Annotated in this window: 18 protein-coding genes and 1 tRNA gene; 14 read left to right on the top strand and 5 right to left on the bottom strand. The window is 66.4% G+C overall.

Going from position 1 to position 21,351, the window contains the following annotated elements:
* Positions 1 to 26: 26 nt before the first annotated feature.
* Positions 27 to 2,126 carry a TPM domain-containing protein gene (locus ASE64_RS11960; protein ID WP_055780710.1) on the bottom strand — a complete coding sequence of 700 codons (2,100 nt, stop codon included), beginning with the start codon at positions 2,124 to 2,126 and terminating at the stop codon, positions 27 to 29.
* A 105-nt stretch (positions 2,127 to 2,231) separates the two neighbouring features.
* Between ASE64_RS11960 and ASE64_RS11965 the strand changes: the two genes are divergently transcribed.
* Positions 2,232 to 2,975, top strand: coding sequence for a gamma-glutamyl-gamma-aminobutyrate hydrolase family protein (locus ASE64_RS11965; protein ID WP_055780713.1), 744 nt, complete (start codon positions 2,232 to 2,234; stop codon positions 2,973 to 2,975).
* 17 nt (positions 2,976 to 2,992) lie between these two features.
* Here ASE64_RS11965 and ASE64_RS11970 read toward each other — a convergent pair whose 3' ends face one another.
* The 4 genes from ASE64_RS11970 to ASE64_RS11985 all read right to left on the bottom strand — a co-directional run bounded on the left by ASE64_RS11970 (position 2,993) and on the right by ASE64_RS11985 (position 6,099).
* Positions 2,993 to 3,439, bottom strand: coding sequence for a MarR family winged helix-turn-helix transcriptional regulator (locus tag ASE64_RS11970; protein ID WP_055780714.1), 447 nt, complete (start codon positions 3,437 to 3,439; stop codon positions 2,993 to 2,995).
* 60 nt (positions 3,440 to 3,499) lie between these two features.
* Positions 3,500 to 5,254: a pyruvate dehydrogenase gene (locus tag ASE64_RS11975; protein WP_055780717.1), complete on the bottom strand. Its 1,755-nt coding sequence runs from the start codon at positions 5,252 to 5,254 to the stop codon at positions 3,500 to 3,502.
* Positions 5,255 to 5,287: 33 nt separating this feature from the next.
* The gene (locus ASE64_RS11980) at positions 5,288 to 5,983 is read right to left on the bottom strand and encodes a Pr6Pr family membrane protein (RefSeq protein ID WP_055780719.1); all 696 of its coding nucleotides are present in this window, start codon (positions 5,981 to 5,983) and stop codon (positions 5,288 to 5,290) included.
* A 44-nt stretch (positions 5,984 to 6,027) separates the two neighbouring features.
* Positions 6,028 to 6,099, bottom strand: a tRNA-Arg gene (locus ASE64_RS11985).
* Between the two features lie 111 nt (positions 6,100 to 6,210).
* Between ASE64_RS11985 and ASE64_RS11990 the strand changes: the two genes are divergently transcribed.
* The 13 genes from ASE64_RS11990 to ASE64_RS12050 all read left to right on the top strand — a co-directional run bounded on the left by ASE64_RS11990 (position 6,211) and on the right by ASE64_RS12050 (position 21,323).
* Positions 6,211 to 7,005 carry a transglutaminase-like domain-containing protein gene (locus ASE64_RS11990; protein WP_055781965.1) on the top strand — a complete coding sequence of 265 codons (795 nt, stop codon included), beginning with the start codon at positions 6,211 to 6,213 and terminating at the stop codon, positions 7,003 to 7,005.
* Between the two features lie 58 nt (positions 7,006 to 7,063).
* A complete protein-coding gene (gene argS / locus ASE64_RS11995; RefSeq protein WP_055780722.1) occupies positions 7,064 to 8,743 on the top strand; it encodes an arginine--tRNA ligase in 1,680 nt (559 codons plus the stop codon).
* A 20-nt stretch (positions 8,744 to 8,763) separates the two neighbouring features.
* On the top strand, positions 8,764 to 9,522 hold the full coding sequence (locus tag ASE64_RS12000; protein ID WP_156351852.1) for an LmeA family phospholipid-binding protein: 759 nt from the start codon (positions 8,764 to 8,766) through the stop codon (positions 9,520 to 9,522).
* Complete coding sequence (locus ASE64_RS12005; RefSeq protein ID WP_156351855.1) at positions 9,522 to 10,430, top strand: Vgb family protein; 909 nt, start codon at positions 9,522 to 9,524, stop codon at positions 10,428 to 10,430. The genes ASE64_RS12000 and ASE64_RS12005 overlap by 1 nt, the downstream gene beginning before the upstream one ends.
* Before the next feature lie 120 nt (positions 10,431 to 10,550).
* Positions 10,551 to 11,984: a diaminopimelate decarboxylase gene (gene lysA / locus ASE64_RS12010; RefSeq protein ID WP_055780732.1), complete on the top strand. Its 1,434-nt coding sequence runs from the start codon at positions 10,551 to 10,553 to the stop codon at positions 11,982 to 11,984.
* Positions 11,981 to 13,339 (top strand): homoserine dehydrogenase, encoded by a 1,359-nt coding sequence (locus tag ASE64_RS12015; RefSeq protein ID WP_055780734.1) that lies wholly within the window; start codon positions 11,981 to 11,983, stop codon positions 13,337 to 13,339. Before lysA ends, ASE64_RS12015 begins: the two co-directional genes overlap by 4 nt.
* 4 nt (positions 13,340 to 13,343) lie before the next feature.
* Positions 13,344 to 14,441, top strand: a complete 1,098-nt coding sequence (thrC, locus tag ASE64_RS12020) for a threonine synthase (RefSeq protein ID WP_055780736.1) — start codon at positions 13,344 to 13,346, stop codon at positions 14,439 to 14,441.
* Entirely contained in the window at positions 14,438 to 15,370 is a 933-nt protein-coding gene (gene thrB / locus ASE64_RS12025) for a homoserine kinase (RefSeq protein WP_055780739.1), read from the top strand. The genes thrC and thrB overlap by 4 nt, the downstream gene beginning before the upstream one ends.
* A gap of 167 nt (positions 15,371 to 15,537) precedes the next feature.
* On the top strand, positions 15,538 to 17,784 hold the full coding sequence (gene rho / locus ASE64_RS12030; RefSeq protein WP_055780742.1) for a transcription termination factor Rho: 2,247 nt from the start codon (positions 15,538 to 15,540) through the stop codon (positions 17,782 to 17,784).
* Positions 17,785 to 17,787: 3 nt separating this feature from the next.
* Positions 17,788 to 18,870, top strand: a complete 1,083-nt coding sequence (gene prfA, locus ASE64_RS12035; RefSeq protein ID WP_055780745.1) for a peptide chain release factor 1 — start codon at positions 17,788 to 17,790, stop codon at positions 18,868 to 18,870.
* A complete protein-coding gene (gene prmC / locus ASE64_RS12040; RefSeq protein WP_055780747.1) occupies positions 18,870 to 19,781 on the top strand; it encodes a peptide chain release factor N(5)-glutamine methyltransferase in 912 nt (303 codons plus the stop codon). The genes prfA and prmC overlap by 1 nt, the downstream gene beginning before the upstream one ends.
* Positions 19,782 to 19,846: 65 nt before the next feature.
* A complete protein-coding gene (locus ASE64_RS12045) occupies positions 19,847 to 20,038 on the top strand; it encodes a PLDc N-terminal domain-containing protein (RefSeq protein ID WP_055781968.1) in 192 nt (63 codons plus the stop codon).
* Between the two features lie 22 nt (positions 20,039 to 20,060).
* Complete coding sequence (locus tag ASE64_RS12050) at positions 20,061 to 21,323, top strand: acyltransferase family protein (protein WP_055780750.1); 1,263 nt, start codon at positions 20,061 to 20,063, stop codon at positions 21,321 to 21,323.
* Positions 21,324 to 21,351 lie beyond the last annotated feature (28 nt).

Genomic DNA, 21,351 nt, shown 5'->3' on the forward strand with positions numbered 1-21,351 from the left:
GGTTGTGACCGTGGATCGTGCGTGTACTAGAAACGCCCGCCGCTGCCGCGACGACCGCCCGAGCGTGATGACGAGGAACTCCGACGTGAGCCCGACGACCGCGAGGAACGTGATGAACCCGAGGAACGCGAGCTGCCGCCCCAGCCTGATGATCCTCCGAACAAGCCGCCGGAGTACGAGCGTCTCGTCGAGCCGCCACCCGAGAACAGACCCCCGAGGAGACCTCCGAGCGCGGCCGAATCGCCGTCGTCGTCGGGCCATCCCCGGCTCGACGGAGGACTGTAGGCGTCGACATCGATGCGGGCGGACTGATCGGCTGTCTGCGCGAATCTGTTCGCCTGTGTTGCGGAGGCCAACGCCCGTTCCGGATCTGTCGTCTGCAGGCCGTAGGCCTCGGTGAGCAGCCGTTCGGCCTCGGCTATGCGGGTGCGGGCATCGACGCTGACGGCCCCTCGGCGCGTCACGACATACTCCTTGACCGCAGAGATGGTGCCGGATGCAGCCGCGAGCGTTCTCGAGAGCTGTTCCTGCGTGCGCGCCAACCGTTGCGCCTGCTCACGCTCGACCGCGAGCGCCGCGTCGAGTGGCCCGTTCGCCGACTGGAGCGACTGGAGCGCGGCAACGGGATCCGAAGGACCGGAGGTCTGAGCTTGAGCCACGGCCGCCTCCACCTGGGCGATCAACGGATTCACTTCGGCGCCGCGGGCCGCGCCCGAGGGAGTCGACAGCAGGGCCCGTGCTTCGGCTGTGTCGCTGGACGCTTCTCCGATAGCCGAGGTGAGCGAGGCGACCGCGTTCTGCAACGCGGTCGCCTGGGTGTCGATCGCTGAGAACAGGACTCCGGCTTGCGCGACCGCGCCCTGCGCACGTTGGATGCTCACAGCCGCCTCGCTTGCGCGACCGGCGGCGATGAGATCTGGCACGGCCCGCGCCGTGGCGTCGGCGTACGACAACAGTCTCTCCGCTTGAGACGCGTTGTCGATGACCGTCGCGAGTGCGTGAGGCGCATAGCGCGCGGTGAGTGAGGCGAGGGTCGACGCCGCCCTCGGAGCGGTCTGACGGGCCGCTGCTACGCCCGTCGCGATGGCGGCGAGCGCGGGCTGCGGATTCTTCTCGAGCTCGCGCAGCGCCGCGAACGCCTCGGCCTGAGCGTCGAGCTCGGCATCGGCCTTCGTGCACAGGTCGATGATCCTCAGCGACCATGCTCTCCGGTCTTCTGCGCTATCGGGCGTGCTGTCGTCGAGACGCTGTTTGAGCGCGAAGCTCTCGCGCACCTTCTGCTTGGCGCTCTCCAAGGTCTGCGCGAACGTCGCGGTCGCGTCGTCTCCGAACTGGGCGATGGCGAAACCCAATTCCTGTTCGCTGCTCGCGGTCGCGTCATCGAGTTGCACGAGCAGCCTGCCGACCTGCCGATCGAGGTCTTTCTGGCTAGGGCCGGATCCTCGGGACCGCGCCGATTCTGCCAAGGCTTTCGTTCGACGCCGCAGAAAGACGAGCCCGACGATGGCCGCCACCACAACGACGGCGCCTCCGAGGATCCAGGTCAAGACGGTCGACCCGCCACCCGAGCCAGTCGCGGTCTCCTGGCCCGGTGTGATCACCGGGGCGGAGAGATCATCTCCCCGGAGGAGTTCACCCAATCCGGTAGCCGTGTTGATGGCTGCGCCAGCCCAGTCGTTCTCGCGCAACGACGGCTGGATCGAGGTGGTGGCCAGCCTCGAGAGCTGCGCGTCATCCAGAGAGAACCCCGGATCGACGGAGACCTGATAGAGGCGGTCGTCTGTCGCCACGGCGAGCAACACGTCGTTGACGCCGAGATCGTTCTTGATGGCCGTGTCGTCGGCCCATGCCTGCCTGTCGTCTACTCCGGTGAAGCTGTCGACGTAGACGACGAAGAGATTGACGCTCTCGTCGGCCGAGAGGTCGTCGAGAGCGTCCTGCACCTCGCCGGCCCGGCTACCGAGCACGCTCGACCGGTCGACGATGTATGCCCCGTCCAGGTCGACCGGTCCGGTCGCCGTAGCGGCCGAGGGCACCTGAAACGCGAACAGGGCGAGCACGAGTCCGACCCCGGCGAGAAGGCGGGATGAGAGGCTGGAGAATCGTCGTCGATCGCTACTGGACATCGCAGGCAGTCTAGAACAGAGGTCTGTCTCGACGGTATCGACACTGTGTGTCGCCGCGTTACGAGTGTGCTGGGGAGCGCGCGTCGAAATCAGCATGATGGATGCATGCCCACCCGCACCGAGAAGCGACTCAGCGTCGTCGAGGTCACCCGGTACCGCCCGCGCGATGTCGAGTACCACGCTTACGTCGAGGTGCTCAACTCCCGAGCCGTGCGTGCTGCGGAGAATGACGGTTGGCTCGTCAATCGTGTCGCCGCCGCCGATGTCGGAACAGCATCACTGCTCTCTCTCACCGACGCGAGCGACGCCATCATGATCATGGGCGGCGAAGACATCTCGCCTCGCTTCTATGGCGGAGCGGCGGACTACCCCTTCGAGAGCCAGCACTTCGAGACCGCCGACGAGGGTCAGATCGCGCTCGTGCACCGAGCGCTGCGACGCGGCACGCCTCTGCTCGGCATCTGTCGCGGACTCCAGGTCATCAACGTCGCTCTCGGCGGAGACATCGTGCAGGACCTCGGCAACCAGACCATCCACAAGAACCTCGGTGCGCCCATTCGAGACATCATGGCCGCGCACACCGTGGCTCTCGACTCCTCGAGCAGACTGTCGACGGATCTGGGCGCGACCGAAATCGTCGTACAGAGCGCGCACCACCAGGCGGTCGCCCGGTTGGGCGAGGGTCTCGTCGCGATCGGCACAGCACCGGACGGCGTCGTCGAGGCGGTCGAGCATGCCGACGCACAGGTCACGGGGGTGCAGTTCCACCCCGAGGACCCGGGTGCCCCGGACGGCCAGCTCGCGCAGCTGGTGGCCCGGCTCAGCGTGCGCGAGCGCGCTCTGGCCTGAGAGTCGAACCGGTCGTCTCAGTCGCTCGACCGCGTCGCCGCCGCGATGATCGCCGTCAGCGACGCCTGCATCGCCTGAAGCTCGGCGACGGGCATGCCCAACTGCTCGATCATCGTCTGCGGGATGCTCTCCGCCCGTGACCGCAGCGCCCGGCCTTCTTCGGTGAGGGTCACGTCGAGGCGCCGCTCGTCGGCCGCGCTGCGTCGTCGATCGATGAGACCGGATGCCTCCAGCCGCTTGAGCAGGGGCGAGAGGGTCGCGGGCTCGAGCTGAAGCGCCGCTCCGAGCTCTTTCACCGACCTCGGATCCTGCTGCCAGAGCGCCAGCATCACGAGGTATTGCGGGTGCGTGAGACCGAGCGGCTCGAGAACGGGGCGATAGAGCCCGATCACGCTGCGCGAAGCCACGGCCAGAGCGAAGCACACCTGATTCTCGAGCGCCAGCACGTCGACGTCCTGCGGCATGCACGCTTCCCTTCGCCCGTGCGATGCGCACGAATCAATAGGGCACTAAGTATAAGAGGCTCAGAGCCCCGGAACGTGTCTGATATTCGAGCGCGCCATCCGCACAGCCTCGCCGACGCCGCCGTTCAGAACGAGCTTCGACAGAGCCAGTCCGAATCCGGTGACCTGCTTTACCGTGATGTTCGGTGGCAGCGACAGGGCGAGCGGATCGGTGGCGATGTCGACCAGCGCGGGGCCGTCGTGGGCGAACGCCTCGCTCAGGGCCCCGTGCAGGTCCTGTGGATCCTCGACGCGACGGGAGAAGAAGCCGAGCGCAGCGGCGACGGCGGCGTAGTCGACCCCTGGCACGTCCACGCCGAAATCGGGGTAGCCGTCGACGAACATCTCGAGCTTCACGAGGCCGAGGGTGGAGTTGTTGAACACGACCACCTTGACGGGGAGCTTGTACGCGGCGATGGTCACCAGCTCGCCGAGCAGCATCGACAGGCCACCGTCGCCCGAGATCGTGACCACCTGACGACCCGGATAAGCAGACTGGGCTCCGATGGCCTGGGGAACGGCGTTGGCCATCGATCCGTGCAGGTACGATCCGATCAGCCGACGGCGCCCGTTGGGAGTGATGTAGCGCGCCTGCCAGACGTTGCCCATGCCGGTATCGGCGGTCACGATGGCATCGTCCGACAGCAGCTCGTCGAGCACGGTGACGGCGAATTCCGGGTGGATCGGCACGGTCTTGTCGACGTCGGTGTACTTTCCCACGACCGAGTCGAGCAACTTGTGGTGCCGCTTGAGAGTCTTCTCGAGGAAGCTCCGGTTTCGCTCGCCCCGGATCAGCGGGGTGAGGGCGGCCAGGGTCGATGCGACGTCACCGTGGATCGCATGAGTGACGCTCGCGCGCCGCCCGAGGTGCGACGCGTCGGCGTCGATCTGGGCGATCTGCACCTTCGTTCCGTCGGGCAGGAACGGCTCGTACGGAAAATCGGTGCCGAGCAGGATGAGCAGCTCTGCATCGTGCATTCCCGCGTGTGCCGCACCATAGCCGAGCAGACCTGTCATGCCGACGTCGAAGGGGTTGTCGTACTGGATCCACTGCTTGCCGCGTAGCGTGTGACCCACGGGGGCGGCGAGCAGGTCGGCGAAGGCGACGACCTCGTCGTGCGAGCCCTCGACGCCCGCGCCCGCGAAGATGGCGACCGTCTTCGCATCATTGATCGCGCTGGCCAATTCAGCGATGTCGTTCGCGTCGGGCACGATCGCGGGAGGCCGGGGGAGAACGAATGCCGGGGCCGAGCCGACGGCATCCAACTCGGCGATATCGCCGGGCAGCGTGACGACGGCCACGCCGCCGAGTCCTGTCGCGTGCCGGATGGCGGAGTTCACGACGCGCGGCGCCTGTACGGCAGTCGAGATCAGCTCGCGATAATTCGAGCACTCGACGAACAGACGGTCGGGGTGGGTCTCTTGAAAGTAGGAGCTGCCGATCTCGATGCTCGGAATGTGGCTCGCGATCGCAAGAACGGGCGCACCCGATCGATGGGCGTCGAAGAGACCGTTGATGAGATGCAGATTTCCCGGGCCGCAACTGCCGGCGCATACGGCGAGCTTGCCGGTGAGCTGTGCCTCGGCTCCGGCGGCGAAGGCCGCAGCCTCCTCGTTGCGCACGTGGATCCAGTCGATGCCGCCTTTGGCGGATCCACCGGTGCGGCGCACGGCGTCGACCACCGGATTGAGGCTGTCTCCGACGATGCCGTAGATGCGGTGGACTCCCGCGTCGATGAGCTGGGCGATGAGCTGGTCTGCAACGGTTGTGGCCATGGATCCAGTTAACCCCCGTGGCCCGGGGTCGGGCTAGGACAGCTGTCGAGAGTCTCGGCGGGAGACCGTGCCCCGTCGAGAGAGCCACAGGACGCCGGCTGCCGTCAGCCCGATGACCGCGGCGATGAGCACGACGTAGAACGCGACCGAGACGTATCCCTGTGGCGAGCTGTTCGGGTTCAGGAACGGATACGGGTACCAGTACTCGGTCCCGTAGACCTGATCGGTGACGAAGGGCGCTCGGACCAGCGTGTAGACCACCCAGGCCAGCGGGTAGATCAGGATCACGCCTATCCGGCGCGCGGAGATCGGGCGGCGTCCGGGAGCGAGGATCCAATCGAGCAGAACGTAGGCGGGCGCGACGGCGTGGACGATCTCGTTCGACCAGCCGAGCGTCCCCCCCTGCGGCAGGTCGATGCCGCGCAGCAGCACGTTGTAGACGAGGCCGGTCACGACCATGTAGCTCACGACGGCCGCGCGCGTCACCTGAAACCACTCGGGATCGTGGCCACGGCGTGCCACCATCAGGACCGCGCCGATCAATAACACGATCGCCGCAGCGACGTTCGACTCGATCGTGAAGAAGCTGAAGAAGTTCACGATGTTGCTGCCGACGTTTGTGACGCCTCGATCCGACCAGAACGCGAGGCTCGTCATCAACTGGCCGACGATCGCGGCGAGGATGGCGATGGCGACGGCGACGCGGAGTGCGGCGAAGAGAATCCTCATGGCGATCCGACCCCCGGATGTGCGCGGCCGACGAAGCGCCGGTGTGCCCTCGACTGGATTTGAACCAGCGACCTATTCCTTCGGAGGGAAGCGCTCTTCCGCTGAGCTACGAGGGCGTACTCCAGAAAACCTACCAGAAGCGGCACACTGTAGCGCGCGTGATCGGACGGTGGCGACGACCCGTGCGCAACACGAACTCGAAACATTCGAATGGCATGATGCATGCCATGAAGCGCTCCGTCTCAGCACACATCGCCGTTCGTATCGACAGTCCCGTCACGATGGTCTTCGCGGCATCGGTCGCTGAAGGCATCACCCGATACGTCGAGACCATCGACTTCCGCTACGGCAGCAGCAGCATCACCCCGGTCGAGATCTCGGATGTGCACGGCACGCGGCTGCACCAGTTCACTGTCGGCGCGGGAACGCTGACGATGGACTACTGGGCGACGGTCACGGGGGAGGCGGTGCCCGCCGCCATCACGGCGATCGACCGCATCACCTATCTCAAGCCCAGTCGGTACTGCGAGTCCGACATCCTCCTGCCCACCGCCGTGTCCGAGTTCGCCGGTCTCAAGGGGCGGGCCCTGCTCGACGGCGTCAGCTCGTGGGTGGGCGACAAGCTGAGCTACGTTCCCGGCTCGAGTCTGCCCACCGACGGTGCCGTTCGAACGCTGCTCGCCAGACAGGGAGTCTGCCGCGACTACGCGCACCTCGTCGTAGCGCTGCTCCGCGCACTCGACGTGCCCGCTCGGCTGGTCGCCGTGTACGCGCCGGGGCTCGATCCCATGGACTTCCATGCCGTGGCCGAAGCCTTCGTCGACGGCGCGTGGTACATCGTGGATGCGACGGCGCTGGCCCCGAGGCAGAGCCTTGTCCGAATCTCGACGGGACGCGATGCGGCGGACACGGCATTTCTCACGAACCACGACGGGCTGCTCACTCTGACCGAGCTCGAGGTGACGGCGACGGTCGACGAGCTGCCGACCGACGATGTGACGCGGCTGGTGCAATTGCGCTGAGGACGACCGTCGCGCACGCACCGCGGCCGGCGCAGCCTGAACGGTAAGATCGACGTTCGTGACTCCCGAACAGCTCTCCCTGGCCCTCTTCGACATCGTGACCGCTCGTATCGAGCGGCGCCGAGCTGCGGGGGAGTCCGTTCCCGACGCTGGTGTCACCATCGCCGACCTGGTGCTCGAACGTCCTCGCAACCGCGATCACGGAGACTGGGCCTCCAACGTGGCGATGAAGTTCGCGGGCAGGCTGGGAACGAATCCTCGCGCCTTCGCCGCGGAGATCACGCCCGAGATCGAGGCCATCCCGGGCGTCGCGTCGGTGGATGTCGCGGGTCCCGGGTTCATCAACATCACTCTCGACGTCGCCGCGGCCGCCGAGATCGCCCGACAGATCGTCGACGCCGGAGAGAGCTACGGCCGCAACGACTCGCTGGACGGACTCTCTGTGAACATGGAGTTCGTCTCGGCGAATCCGACCGGGCCGCTGCACCTGGGCCACACCCGCTGGGCCGCCCTCGGCGACGCGATCGCTCGCGTGCTGCGCGCATCCGGTGCCGTCGTCGCGACCGAGTACTACATCAACGACGCCGGCAATCAGATGGACAACTTCGGCCTCTCGATCCTCGCCGCAGCAAAGGGCGAGCCGACGCCGGAGAAGGGATACCCGGGCGCCTACATCGGAGAACTCGCGAAGCACGTGCTCGAGAGCGCGCCGAATCTGCTCGACCTCCCGCTCGGCGAGGCTGTCCCGGTCGCTCGCGACCTCGGATACCTGAGGCAGCTCGAAGAGATCAAGGATTCGCTCGAGCGCTTCCACGTGCACTTCGACGTGTTCTTCTCTGAGCGCACGCTGCATCAGATCGACCCGGCGACCGGGCGAAGCCTGATCGATGACGCGGCCGACCGGCTCCGCGCCCAGGGTCACGTGTTCGAAGCAGACGACGCGGTGTGGGTGCGCACCACCGACTTCGGCGACGACAAAGACAGGGTGCTCACGCGGGGCAACGGAGTCGTCACCTACTTCGCCGCAGACGCGGCCTACTATCTGAGCAAGAAGGACCGCGGGTTCACGGAGAAGATCTACCTTCTCGGCGCCGACCACCACGGCTATGTCGGGCGGCTCAAGGCTCTGGCTGCTGCGGCGGGAGACGACCCCGCCGTCAACATCTCGGTGTTGATCGGCCAGCTGGTGAATCTCAATGGCGCCAAGCTCTCGAAGCGCGCCGGAAACATCATCGAACTCGACGATCTGCTCGAGTGGGTGGGTGCGGACGCGCTGCGCTACTCGCTCGCCCGCTATCCCGCGGATTCGCCCCTGTCGCTCGACGGAGATGTGCTGCGCTCGAAGACCAACGACAATCCTGTCTTCTACGTTCAGTACGCGCACTCGCGCACCCGTTCGGTTGCGCGCAATGCTGCCTCAGCCGGCGTCGACCGCTCGGTGTTCGAGCCCACCCTCCTCTCGCACGAGTCAGAGACCGAGCTTCTCGGTTCACTGCAGGAATACCCACGCATCGTGCAGAAGTCCGCCGAACTGCGCGAGCCGCATCGCATCGCACGCTACCTCGAGGAGGTCGCCGGTCACTACCACCGCTGGTACTCCCAGGCTCGCGTGCTTCCGCTGGGCGACGAGCCGATCAGCGATCTCCACCGCACCCGTCTGTGGCTGAACGACGCGACGGGACAGGTCATCCGCAACGGCCTCGACCTCCTCGGCGTCTCCGCTCCGGAACGGATGTAAGTGGTCGCGTGGGCGAGCCGATGATCAATGGTGAAGCGAACACCAAGCCCCGCCGACGCACCCGAGGGATCGTGGTGCTTCTGGCGACCGTCGTGGTTCTCGCCGTCGTCGTCGTCGTCGCAGACATCGCGCTGCGCGCGTATGCGGAAGACCGCGCGAGAGCGGAGATCTCATCGAGCCTGCCCGACACCGTCGACGGAAAGGTCGACGTCGAGATCGGCGGCTTCTCTTTTCTGCAGCAGTATCTCTCGGGCACATTCGATCGGGTCACTCTCGACGCGCCGGCACTGTCGGTCGACGGTGTCCCTGTCACCGCGCACGTCGAGGCGGAGGGAGTCCCCACCGATCTCTCGAAGCCTGTCGGCGCCGTGTCGGCACGCCTGTCGCTCAGCGAAGACGCGGTGAACAGTGTGATCCAGGTTCCGGGTGCGGCCGCGCTGACCCTCGGCGACCAGTCGGTGGGCTATGACGGGTCGATCTCGGTTCTCGGGCTCACTCTCGAGTACCTGGTGACGGCCGGGGTCTCGGTGACGGCCGACTCCGTCGTCCTGACGCCGGAGACCGCCTCGCTCACCGCAGGTTCCACCGTGATCGATGCCTCGAGTGCAGTGAACGCGGTGCTCGACACGTCGATTCCTTTGTGCATCGCAGATCGCTTGCCGCAGGGTGTCACCCTCACCTCGTTGACGGTCGTTCCGGGGTCGGCCACGGTCGCCCTGAGTGCAGCCGACTTCACCCTCGATGAGACGAGTCTTCGCTCGATGGGAACGTGCCCGTGATGCCGTCGCCGTTAGTCGTCCACTCCCTCGAAGGCTCGTCGGCGGGGGCCCGAGACATCGTGGTCACCGCGGACGGAGCCGTGTGGTGCGCTCTCGCCGAGGATGGCGTCGTCGTGCGCCTGTCGCCGCACGGGGAGCAGCGGAGGATAGCGCTCGAGGGGGAGTCCGCCGAACCCCACTCGGTCGCCGTCGCGACCGACGACTCCGTCTGGGTCACCGACAGTGCAGAGGATCGCGTCCTCCGTCTCGATTCACGCGGTATCGCATGGTCGGCAACGGTCACGCCGGATGCCGCCCCGGCGGGCATCGTCGGACAGCCCGACGGCAGCGCATGGTTCGTCGAAGAACACGCCGATGCCGTGGGCCACGTCGACATCCTCGGTCGCGTGACCGAATTCGACACGGGCGTGCCCCGAGGCGCACCCGCCTCGATCGCATCGAACGGCTCGTCCGTCTGGTTCGCCCTTCCCGGCGCCGGGTCGATCGCGCACGCCAGGGGAGGCGACTCCGCGCCCTCGCTCGTGGAGTTCGACGACCCGTCGGCCGCGCCGACGGCGGTCAGCATGGGCGACGACGGATGCCTGTGGTTCGCCGATCCCGTACGCCGCGTCATCGGTCGCGTCGGCCGCGGCGGGGCCGTGACAGAGTTCGTTCTGCCCGAGCCGGAGTGGCGGCCCGTGCGTGTCGCCTCCGACGCGACGGACGGGTGCTGGTTCACGATCGACGGCGTCGACGCGATCGGGCACCTCGACGGCGACGGGCGCTCGAGAATGATCGCCATGCCGGGCGAGCGAGATCTGCCGACGGCGATCGCGCTCTCCGCAGACGGCGAACTCTGGGTGGCCCGCCAGTCCGGAGAGCTCGTGCAGATCCACGAGCCAGGAAGCCTGGCGGCGGACATCCAGTAGTATTCTGCTGTCGCCCTGTCTGCGGGCGCGCGAAGGCTTCAGGAACCAATCCGGGTTCGCTCGCCCCCACCCGACCACTGGTCCCGTGCCGGGACGATCGATCTCACGTCAGGATCCTCCATGACCTCTGTCGCACACCCGCTCGCCCCCGGATGGCTGTCGGTTCCCGTCGACGCGAATGACCTCGCTCCGGCCGTGTGGCCGTCGAGCGCTTCTCGCGACCAGCGTGGCGTCGTCTCGATCGGCGGAGTACCGGCCACCGATCTCGCTGCCCAGTTCGGAACCCCGCTGTACGTCGTCGACGAGGAGCACGTCCGCTCGCGTGCCCGGGAGACTCTCGCCGCCTTCTCGTCGCAGTTCGAGCGCATCGGCACCCGGGCCAAGGTCTACTACGCCGGCAAGGCGTTTCTCAGCACGGCGGTGGCCGGCTGGGTCAGCGACGAGGGTCTCGGGGTCGACGTCTGTTCTGGCGGAGAGCTCGCCGTCGCATTGGCGGGCGGAGTGGACGCGGCCCGCATCGGCATGCACGGCAACAACAAGTCGGTCGAAGAGATCGAGCGCGCCGTTGCCGCCGGGGTCGGCACGATCGTGATCGACAGCGAGATCGAGATCGACCGCGTGGCGGATGCGGCGTCCCGCTCGGGCAAGATCCAGGCCGTAAGGCTGCGGGTCAACAGCGGTGTCCACGCCCACACGCACGACTTCCTCGCGACCGCCCACGAAGACCAGAAGTTCGGCTTCCCGCTCGAGCGAGCCGAAGCCGCCGTGCGAACGATCCGCTCGCACGCCAGCCTGATGTTCCTCGGGCTGCACTGCCACATCGGCTCGCAGATCTTCGGAGCAGACGGATTCGCCGAGTCGGCAGCGCGTCTGCTCTCCTTGCACGCGACGCTCCTGGAGGACGGCCCTGTGCCCGAACTCAACCTCGGGGGAGGATTCGGCATCGCGTACACGACGGCCGACGACCCGACCCCCATCGCCGAGCTCGCCGCCAGCATCGCCGACATCGTGGCCACGGAGTGCGCTCGTCTCGACATCGCTCTGCCCGTCGTCGCATTCGAACCGGGTCGCTCGATCGTGGGCGGTGCAGGAGTAACGCTCTACACCGTCGGAACGATCAAAGACGTCGACGTGACCCTCCCGGGGGACGAATCCGGAGCGACGGCGTTGCGGCGCTACGTGAGCGTCGACGGCGGCATGAGCGACAACGCCCGCCCGGCCCTCTACGGAGCCGACTATTCCGTCCGCATCGCGAGCCGCGCATCCGCCGCCGACACCGCACTCGTGCGCATTGCCGGCAAGCACTGCGAGTCGGGCGACATCGTCGTCTACGCCGACTACCTTCCCGGCGATGTCGCTCCCGGCGATCTGCTGGCCGTTCCCGCTACGGGCGCGTACTGCTGGGCGCTGGCGAGCAACTACAACATCGTCGGTCGCCCGCCCGTCGTTGCCGTTGCCAACGGCGAGGCACGCCTGCTCATCCGGGGCGAGACCGAGCACGACCTTCTTGCACGCGACACGGGTGTCGCATCCGATGAACCAGGAGCATCATGATCGCCTACCGCAACCTCCGAGTCGCACTATTGGGCGCGGGATCCGTCGGTGCCCAGGTGGCGACGCTGCTCACCGAGCATCACGAGGAACTCGCGTCACGAGTCGGCGCCGGTCTCGACCTCATCGGCATCGCCGTCCGCGATGTCGATGCTCCGCGCACGGCGCCGATCGACCCCGCGCTGTTCACCACGGACGCGATGGGCCTGATCGAATCGGCCGATATCGTCATCGAGCTGATGGGCGGCATCGAGCCCGCGCGGAGCTACATTCTCCACGCACTCAATTCGGGCGCCGACGTCGTCACGGGCAACAAGGCGCTGTTGGCGGCTCACGGACCCGAACTGCAGGCCGCTGCCGAACAGGTGGGTGCCCAGGTGTACTACGAGGCCGCGGTCGCGGGCGCCATTCCCATCATCCGTCCGCTCCGCGACTCGCTCGCCGGAGACCGGGTGAAGCGCATCCTGGGCATCGTCAACGGCACCACGAACTTCATCCTCGACAAGATGGATGTCGAGGGGGACACGTTCGAGAACGCCCTGGCCGTCGCCACCGAGCTCGGATACGCCGAGGCCGACCCCACCGCCGATATCGAAGGGTACGACGCTGCGCAGAAGGCGGCGATTCTCGCGCGCCTCGCGTTCCACACCGATGTGCCCGTCGAAGCGGTGCACCGCGAGGGCATCACGCAGATCACGGCCGCGCAGGTCAGTCAGGCTCAAAAGGCCGGTTACGTGGTCAAACTGCTGGCGATCTGCGAGCGGATCACCGACCCCACCTCGGGCGTCGACGGGGTGTCGGCCCGTGTCTATCCCGCGCTGATCTCGCGTCAGCACCCGCTCGCCGCCGTCCACGGGGGAAAGAACGCCGTCTTCGTCGAGGCCGAGGCGGCCGGCGATCTGATGTTCTACGGCGCCGGAGCCGGTGGGATCGAGACCGCGTCGGCGGTTCTCGGCGATGTCGTCTCCGCCGCCCGTCGCCACGTCGCCGGCGGACCCGGTGTGGCGGAGACCACGCACGCCAACCTGACCATTCTTCCGATCGACAGCGTGAGCACCCGCTACCAGATCACACTCGAGGTGTCGGATGCGCCGGGCGTGCTCGCCCGCATCGCCTCGCTCTTCAGCGAGCACGGCGTCTCCGTCGAGACGGTGCAACAGTCCATCGCGTCGGTGGAGTCAGGAGCGGTGAAGTCGGACGCGCTGAGCGCCGGAACGTCGGAGTCCTCCGGCACCGCTACCCTTGTCATTGTCACGCACGTGGCCAGCGAGCGCGCTCTATCGCGCACGGTGGCCGACATCGCAGACCAGCAGGTCGTCGTGCGGGTCGAATCCGTCTTGAGAGTTGAAGGAGCATAATCCCGTGAGCACCACACGAGCATCCCGCCAGTGGCGCGGAGTGCTGCACGAGTACGCGGACCGTCTCAACATCTCGGAGGCGACGCCCATCGTGACCCTCGGAGAGGGTGGCACGCCTCTCATTCCCGCACCCGCGCTGTCTGCTCGCACGGGCGCGCAGGTCTATGTGAAGTTCGAGGGCATGAACCCGACCGGCTCCTTCAAAGACCGCGGCATGACCATGGCCATCTCGAAGGCCGTCGAGCACGGTGCCAAGGCCGTCATCTGCGCCTCGACCGGCAATACCTCGGCATCCGCGGCCGCCTATGCCACGCATGCCGGCATCACGGCCGCCGTTCTCGTTCCCGAGGGCAAGATCGCGCTCGGCAAGCTGAGCCAGGCGATCGCGCACAACGCGGAGCTGCTGCAGGTGCGGGGCAACTTCGACGACTGCCTCGACATCGCACGCGATCTCGCCGAGAACTACCCCGTGCACCTCGTGAACTCCGTGAACCCCGACCGCATCGAAGGCCAGAAGACGGCCGCGTTCGAGGTCGTCGAAGTTCTGGGCGACGCGCCCGACTTCCACATCGTTCCCGTGGGGAATGCCGGCAACTACACGGCCTATTCGCGTGGATACTCCGAAGAACTCGTTCGCGGCGAGACCACGAAGCTGCCCCGCATGTTCGGGTTCCAGGCCTCGGGGAGCGCTCCGATCGTGCGCGGCGAGATCGTTCGCAACCCCGAGACCATCGCCTCCGCCATCCGCATCGGAAACCCGGCATCCTGGGAGCTCGCCCTGGCGGCCCGCGAAGCAAGCGACGGATACTTCGGCGCCATCGACGACGACAAGATCCTCGAGGCCTACCGTATTCTCTCGGCCGAGGTCGGAATCTTCGTGGAGCCCGCGTCCGCGATCAGTGTCGCCGGCCTCCTGGAGCGCGCCGATGCCGGAGTGATCGGCAAGGGCGCGGTCGTCGTGCTCACCGTCACGGGTCACGGGCTGAAAGACCCGCAGTGGGCTCTCAAGACCGCAGACGGTTCCGACGTGACTCCCACGTCGGTCGCCGTGGACACCGACGAGATCGCCGGTGTGCTCGGTCTGTCGAAAGCCTCGTCATGAGCCTTGTCGGACGATCGGTCACGGTCAAGGTTCCGGCCACGACCGCGAACCTCGGCCCCGGATTCGACACCCTCGGCCTGGCGCTGGCCCTCTACGACGAACTGACGGTCACCGTCAGAGAACAGCCCGGAGCGACCGTTCAGGTCTCCGGTGTCGGTGAGGGCGAGGTTCCCACCGACGAATCCAACCTGGTTGTGCGTGCGATAGCCCACGCGTTCGCCGCATACGACCAGCCCATGCCGGGCCTCGACCTCGTGGCCCGCAACGTCATTCCGCACGGCCGTGGCCTCGGCTCCTCGGGTGCCGCCATCGTGTCGGGCATCATGGCGGCCAAGGGGCTGCTCGACGGAATCGTCGACATCGACGCGCTCGGTCTGCTCGCGTTGGCAACCGAGATGGAGGGGCATCCCGACAACGTCGCTCCGTGCCTCTTCGGTGGCCTCACGATCGCGTGGGTCACAGAAGAGGGGCCGCAGTTCAAAAAACTGATCGTGCACCGCGGCGTCTCTCCTCTTGTGCTCGTTCCTCAGGCGACGATGTCCACCGCGCTCGCTCGTAGCCTGCAGCCGGAGTCGGTGCCGCATGCCGATGCCATCTTCAACGTGTCGCGCTCGACCCTCCTCATCGCAGCGCTCATTCAGAGCCCGGAGCTCCTGCTCGCCGCAACGGAGGATCGTCTGCACCAGAACTACCGTGCCGAGGCCATGCCCGACACGTCGCGACTGATAGGCCTCCTGCGTGAGCAGGGCTTCCCGGCCGTCGTCTCCGGCGCGGGTCCGAGCATCCTTGTACTGTGCAGCGATCCGGCCCAGCGTCTCGCGGCCGTAGAGCTCGTCGAGTCTGAGTCGGCCACGCCGTGGAAGTCCCTTGTTCTGGCCGTCGACTTCAAAGGTGCTACAGTGGTCACGCATCCGGTTGAAGCGGCTTGATCCAAGCTCGTACCCGGTAGCACTCTCACACTCATCGCTGCCCCGCGACTTACGCGTACTGGCTCAGCACCTCTCGCCCATACGCCTCGTACACGGACAGCTCTCTGCGTAGTACCGCCCCGGCTCAAAGCTCGGAGCGGACAGCAGTGGAAGGAAACCCCACACACGTGACTGACGTCAATCTCCGCGCCCCGGGCGCGGATACCCCCACAGCTCTCGCCGGCCTCAAGGTCGCGGAGCTTCAGGCCCTCGCCCAGTCCCTCGGCATCAACGGTGCCGCCAGACTCCGCAAGGGAGAACTGGTGCAGGCGATCGCCGACCGCCAGGCATCCGACTCCGCCGCACCGGCGACGACCGCAGAAGACCTCGCCGTCTCCACCCCTGTCGAATCGTCGGCGGAGCAGCCGATGCTCGACGAGGTCTCGAACGACGCCGACGAGGCGCGCGAGGCCCCGGTCGACAACGGCACCGACGCCGCTCTGCTCGACGCCTTCGTCGCAGCGCCGCTGAACGACACCATTCCCACTGACGAGGTCGCCGAGGCCGAGCGCCCGCAGATCGACACCTCTGCACCGCGTAAGCGTGCTCCCCGACGTGCCAAGTCCGTCGACGGCGCCGGCGCGGTCGAGTCCGAGTCTCGTGTCTCGGCCGTCTCCCACGTGAACGCGAAGAGCGAAGAGCTCTCCGCGCTGCTCCCACCCGTCACCCGCGGCCGCGCAGCTGACAAAGACGCCCGTGCCTCCGAATCGCGCACGGCCGACGACGCTCAGCCGAACGAGGCCGACGAGTCCCGCTCGGAGCAGCCTCGCGAGCAGGGCGGTCGTCAGGGCCGCAACCGCAACCGCAATCGCGATCGCGGTGGCAACCAAGACAAGCAGAACGCCGCCGAACAGCCCGCCGAGGCTCCGCAGAATACGGACCGCGCCTCGTCCGACCGGGCCGCACGCGGTCAGGGCGACCGAGGTCAGGGCGAGAACGCCCAGAGCGGCCGCGGCGAGAACGGCCGCAATTCTCGAGCACAAGACGACAACACCCAGAACGGTCGCGGTCAGAACGGCCGAAACCAGGGTGAGCGCACCCAGAACGATCGCGCCCAGAACGAGCGCCCGCAGAACGATCGCGGTGACTCGAACGGGCCCGCGCTCGACGACGAGGGTCGCGGCGATCGCAGTGCGCGCAACCGCTACCGCGACCGCAAGCGTCGCGGACAGACGGGCAACGACGAGCTCGAGCCCGAGATCAGCGAAGACGACGTCCTGATTCCGGTGGCCGGAATCCTCGACATCCTCGACAACTACGCCTTCGTTCGCACCAGCGGCTATCTGCCCGGCAACAACGATGTCTACGTCTCTCTCGGTCAGGTCAAGAAGTACAACCTGCGCAAGGGCGACGCGGTCGTGGGGTCGATCCGCCAGCCGCGCGAGGGCGACGGCAACGGGCGCCAGAAGTACAACGCGATCGTCAAGATCGAGTCCATCAACGGACTGCCCGTCGACGAAGCAGCGAACCGGGTCGAGTTCAACAAGCTCACCCCGCTCTACCCGCAGGAGCGTCTGCGCCTCGAGACCGAGCCTGGCAAGCTGACGCAGCGCATCATCGACCTCGTGGCCCCGATCGGAAAGGGCCAGCGAGGCCTGATCGTGGCGCCCCCGAAGGCCGGCAAGACGATCGTTCTGCAGCAGATCGCGAACGCCATCTCGACGAACAACCCCGAGGTCCACCTCATGGTCGTTCTCGTCGACGAGCGCCCCGAAGAGGTCACCGACATGCAGCGCACGGTCAAGGGTGAGGTCATCGCCTCCACCTTCGATCGCCCTGCCGAAGACCACACCACGGTTGCCGAGCTCGCCATCGAGCGCGCCAAGCGCCTGGTCGAACTGGGTCACGACGTCGTCGTGCTGCTCGATTCGATCACTCGACTGGGCCGCGCGTACAACCTGGCCTCGCCCGCATCCGGCCGCATCCTGTCCGGCGGCGTCGACGCGTCGGCGCTCTACCCGCCCAAGCGCTTCTTCGGTGCGGCACGCAATATCGAGAACGGCGGATCGCTGACCATCCTCGCAACCGCTCTCGTCGAGACCGGGTCGAAGATGGACGAGGTGATCTTCGAGGAGTTCAAGGGCACCGGCAACAGTGAGCTGCGTCTGTCGCGGCAGCTCGCCGACAAGCGCATCTTCCCGGCCGTCGATGTCAACGCATCCTCGACGCGTCGCGAAGAGCTGTTGATGGGCGTCGACGAGACCAAGATCACCTGGAAGCTGCGTCGCGCCCTCGCCGGTGTCGACCAGCAACAGGCGCTCGAGATCGTGCTGGGCCGGCTCAAGGAGACGACGTCGAACGTCGAATTCCTCATGCAGGTGCAGAAGACGATGCCGGCTCCGACAGGTCACAACGGACGCGACCTGGAGAAGTAGGACATGTTCGAGTCAGTCGAAACACTGCTGACCGAGCATGACGAGTTGCAGGAGCAGCTCGCCGATCCCGCGTTGCACTCGGATCCCGCTCGGTCGAAGAAGGTCAACCGCCGCTACGCGGAGCTCAGCCGCATCATCGCCGCGTATCGCCAGTGGCAGCAGCTCGAGAGCGATCTCGCGGCCGCTCAGGAGATGGCGGAAGAGGACGCTTCTTTCGCAGAAGAGGTGCCCGGGATCACGGCTGACCTCGCGGTGGCCGAGGAGAGACTTCGTCGACTTCTGATTCCGCGCGACCCCAACGACGGTCGTGACGTCATCATGGAGATCAAGATGGGCGAGGGCGGCGCCGAATCGGCGCTGTTCGCGGCCGACCTCCTGCGCATGTACCTGCACTATGCAGAGAGCAAGAAGTGGAAGACCGAGATCATCGAGCAGACCTCGAGCGACCTCGGCGGCATCAAAGACGTGCAACTCGCCATCAAGGGCTCTTCGTCGGATCCCGCGCAGGGAGTGTGGGCGCATCTCAAGTACGAGGGAGGCGTTCACCGCGTCCAGCGGGTTCCCGCGACCGAGTCGCAGGGACGCATCCACACGTCGGCAGCCGGGGTGCTCGTCTTCCCCGAGGTCGACGAACCCGAAGAGGTCGAGATCAGCCCGAACGACCTGAAGATCGATGTCTATCGTTCCTCCGGCCCCGGCGGGCAGTCGGTCAACACCACCGACTCTGCCGTGCGCATCACCCACCTTCCCACCGGAATCGTGGTGGCGATGCAGAACGAGAAGAGCCAGCTGCAGAACCGCGAGGCCGGTATGCGGGTTCTGAGAGCGCGCGTTCTCGCCCGCCAGCAGGAGGAGATCGACGCGGCGGCGTCCGTCGTTCGCAAGAGCCAGATCCGCACGATGGATCGGTCCGAACGAATCCGAACGTACAACTTTCCCGAGAACCGCATCGCGGATCACCGCACGGGATATAAGGCGTACAACCTTGACGGTGTCATGAACGGAGCCCTCGAGCCCGTCATCGAGTCGTGTATCGCCGCCGACGAAGAAGCTCGTCTGCAGGAGCTCGGGGGAGCGGCCGACTGATGAGCGCGGTCGTCCTCGAACCGACAGGAACGCTCAGGCCTCCCACGGTCAGAAGCCTGTTGGAGCACGGTGTCGCCGTGCTCTCCCGCAGCGGTATCGCGGATGCGCAGGTCGATGCCGAACTCCTCGTGGGTTTCGTTCTCGGAGCGAGCCGTGGCCAGGTACAGGCCATGACGATCACCGACAAGACGCTCGCCGTCGAAGATGCGGTCGCGATCAGCGAGGCGATCGAGCGTCGCGCCGCGAGAGAACCGTTGCAGCACATCACTGGCGTGGCGTGGTTCCGCAACCTCGAGCTCGAGGTCGGCCCCGGAGTGTTCGTCCCGCGTCCAGAGACCGAATTCGTGGCCGGCCTGGCCATCGATTCCCTCCGTTCGATCGTCATAGATCCTCGTCGTGAAGACGGTCCCATAGCGGTCGACCTCGGAACGGGAAGCGGTGCGATCGCGCTGTCGCTCGCAACGGAGGTCCCTCATGCGCAAGTCGTGGCCGTAGAGAACAGCTCGGCCGCGTTCGTATGGACCAAACAGAACTTCCGTCGTGTCGACGCACCGAACGCTCGACTGGTCTTCATCGATCTCGTCGACGCGGTGCCGGAGCTCGACGGCCGGGTCTCGGTCGTCGTGTCCAATCCGCCGTACATCCCGGCACAGGCGATTCCCCGAGATCCCGAAGTGCGTCTCTTCGACCCTGAGCACGCGCTCTACGGCGGAGAAGACGGTCTCGATGTGGTCAGGAACGTCTCGCGCACGGGTCTCCGCTTGCTGCACTCGGGCGGTGTGCTGGTGATCGAACACGGCGAACTGCAGGGCGCCGAGATCAGGCGACTGCTGGATGCCGACGGCTGGCACGCCACCGCCACCCACCGCGACCTCACGGGGCGAGACCGGGCGACGACCGCCCTGCGCTGATAGCGCAGCTATGCTTGGTCGGCGGCATTCCACCGGACGCCGTCCCTCGATTATCAGGAGTGATCATGGAACCGATCAGCGCAACTCTCGGAAGCATCGTGCTGTTCGTCATCTTCGTGGCGACCGTCATCTCCATCGTGCGGAATCCGAATCACGGCTTCATCGGCAAACTGGTCTGGTTCATCGTCGTCCTGCTCACGTCTGTGATCGGATCGATTCTCTGGCTGCTGTTCGGTCGCGGCAAGGTCAGTCGGTAAAGACCCGGCGAGACCGAACACGATGTCGAGAGCCGACGCCGCAATCGAGACGACGGCCCGCCGTGCTCCTCTCATCGGAGCGTTGACGGGGATCCGCGCCCTGGCGGCGTTCTGGGTCTTCCTCAGGCACTTCCGCACGGAGATCGTCGACGCCCTCGGACCAGGACCCTTCACCCAGTTCGTCATCCACCTGTCTTCGGCCGGATACCTCGGCGTGGACCTGTTCTTCATCCTCAGCGGATTCATTCTCACCTACACGCACCTGTCGACCATGACGCGTCGATACAGCTGGCGCACCGCCGTCGGATTCCTTTGGCTGCGGCTGGCACGTGTGTGGCCGCTGACCGCATTCGTACTCATGCTGTTCGGGGCATATTTCATCTTCCAAGCTCTGACGTCCGGAGATCCATCGTTCCTCGCCCAGGCGGATCCCGGCCGGCTCCTGATGCACCTGACACTGCTGAACGGCTGGTTCCCGTCGACGCTCGACTGGAACGGGGTCGATTGGTCCGTGAGTGCAGAGTGGATGGCCTATCTCACGTTCGCAGTGGGGGTCGTCGTACTGGCTCGGTTCGCCGCCGTCGCGTCCCGACGCGTGATGATCACCCTGATCGTGCTTCTCATGCTGCCCGTCCTCGTCGTCGGGATCAGCATGCAGGACGACACCATCTTCTTATTCGCGAACGACAGCTACGTGACGGCCGCGGGCGTCCTACCGATCCGAGTCCTCGGCGAGTTCTGGATCGGGGCCGTTCTCTCGCTGCTCCTGCGCCGCTATCTCGGAGAGGCGTCCGACGCGCCCAGATCCAATCGCTTTCGGAGCCTTCCGCTCGCCACGGTGTCGGCCGTGGCCGCTGTCGCCGTTCTCCTCGTTGTGGCCTACAACGACCCGCTTCACAACATGCGCGCGGGTCAGCAGGAGTTCCACCAGGGCATCGACATGATCGCCCCGTCTGAGTCGATCATCGTGCTCCCGTTCCTCGTCCTCCTGATCGCTTCTCTGGCGATCTGCCCTCGGGACCCTCTCTCCAGACTGCTCTCGACGAGGCCGTTCCTCCTCGCCGGCCGGGCGTCGTTCGCCTTCTATCTGGTGCACCCTCTCGTCATCGGTGCGGGACTTCTGGCTGCGGCGAAGTTGCACGCCGAGTCGGGGCCAGCGCTTGTGGCAGTCGGAGTGGCGACGGCCGCCGCGGCGTGGCTCTGCGCCTGGGTCCTCTGGAGGTTCATCGAGGAGCCGTCTCGAAAACTGCTGCGCCGGATGCTCCCTCCGAGCGTCATTGTCTGAATGCTCAGGGCCCACGCACTATCATTGG

The organism is Agreia sp. Leaf210 (genome assembly GCF_001421485.1).
Classification (GTDB): Bacteria; Actinomycetota; Actinomycetes; order Actinomycetales; family Microbacteriaceae; genus Agreia.

Excerpts from the sequence above, each read along its gene's own strand:
- ASE64_RS11960 (WP_055780710.1), bottom strand. The coding sequence starts at position 2,126 with ATGTCCAGTAGCGATCGACGACGATTCTCCAGCCTCTCATCCCGCCTT.
- ASE64_RS11965 (WP_055780713.1), top strand. The coding sequence starts at position 2,232 with ATGCCCACCCGCACCGAGAAGCGACTCAGCGTCGTCGAGGTCACCCGG.
- ASE64_RS11970 (WP_055780714.1), bottom strand. The coding sequence starts at position 3,439 with ATGCCGCAGGACGTCGACGTGCTGGCGCTCGAGAATCAGGTGTGCTTC.
- ASE64_RS11975 (WP_055780717.1), bottom strand. The coding sequence starts at position 5,254 with ATGGCCACAACCGTTGCAGACCAGCTCATCGCCCAGCTCATCGACGCG.
- ASE64_RS11980 (WP_055780719.1), bottom strand. The coding sequence starts at position 5,983 with ATGAGGATTCTCTTCGCCGCACTCCGCGTCGCCGTCGCCATCGCCATC.
- ASE64_RS11990 (WP_055781965.1), top strand. The coding sequence starts at position 6,211 with ATGAAGCGCTCCGTCTCAGCACACATCGCCGTTCGTATCGACAGTCCC.
- ASE64_RS12000 (WP_156351852.1), top strand. The coding sequence starts at position 8,764 with ATGATCAATGGTGAAGCGAACACCAAGCCCCGCCGACGCACCCGAGGG.
- ASE64_RS12005 (WP_156351855.1), top strand. The coding sequence starts at position 9,522 with ATGCCGTCGCCGTTAGTCGTCCACTCCCTCGAAGGCTCGTCGGCGGGG.
- lysA (WP_055780732.1), top strand. The coding sequence starts at position 10,551 with ATGACCTCTGTCGCACACCCGCTCGCCCCCGGATGGCTGTCGGTTCCC.
- ASE64_RS12015 (WP_055780734.1), top strand. The coding sequence starts at position 11,981 with ATGATCGCCTACCGCAACCTCCGAGTCGCACTATTGGGCGCGGGATCC.
- thrB (WP_055780739.1), top strand. The coding sequence starts at position 14,438 with ATGAGCCTTGTCGGACGATCGGTCACGGTCAAGGTTCCGGCCACGACC.
- prfA (WP_055780745.1), top strand. The coding sequence starts at position 17,788 with ATGTTCGAGTCAGTCGAAACACTGCTGACCGAGCATGACGAGTTGCAG.
- prmC (WP_055780747.1), top strand. The coding sequence starts at position 18,870 with ATGAGCGCGGTCGTCCTCGAACCGACAGGAACGCTCAGGCCTCCCACG.
- ASE64_RS12045 (WP_055781968.1), top strand. The coding sequence starts at position 19,847 with ATGGAACCGATCAGCGCAACTCTCGGAAGCATCGTGCTGTTCGTCATC.
- ASE64_RS12050 (WP_055780750.1), top strand. The coding sequence starts at position 20,061 with ATGTCGAGAGCCGACGCCGCAATCGAGACGACGGCCCGCCGTGCTCCT.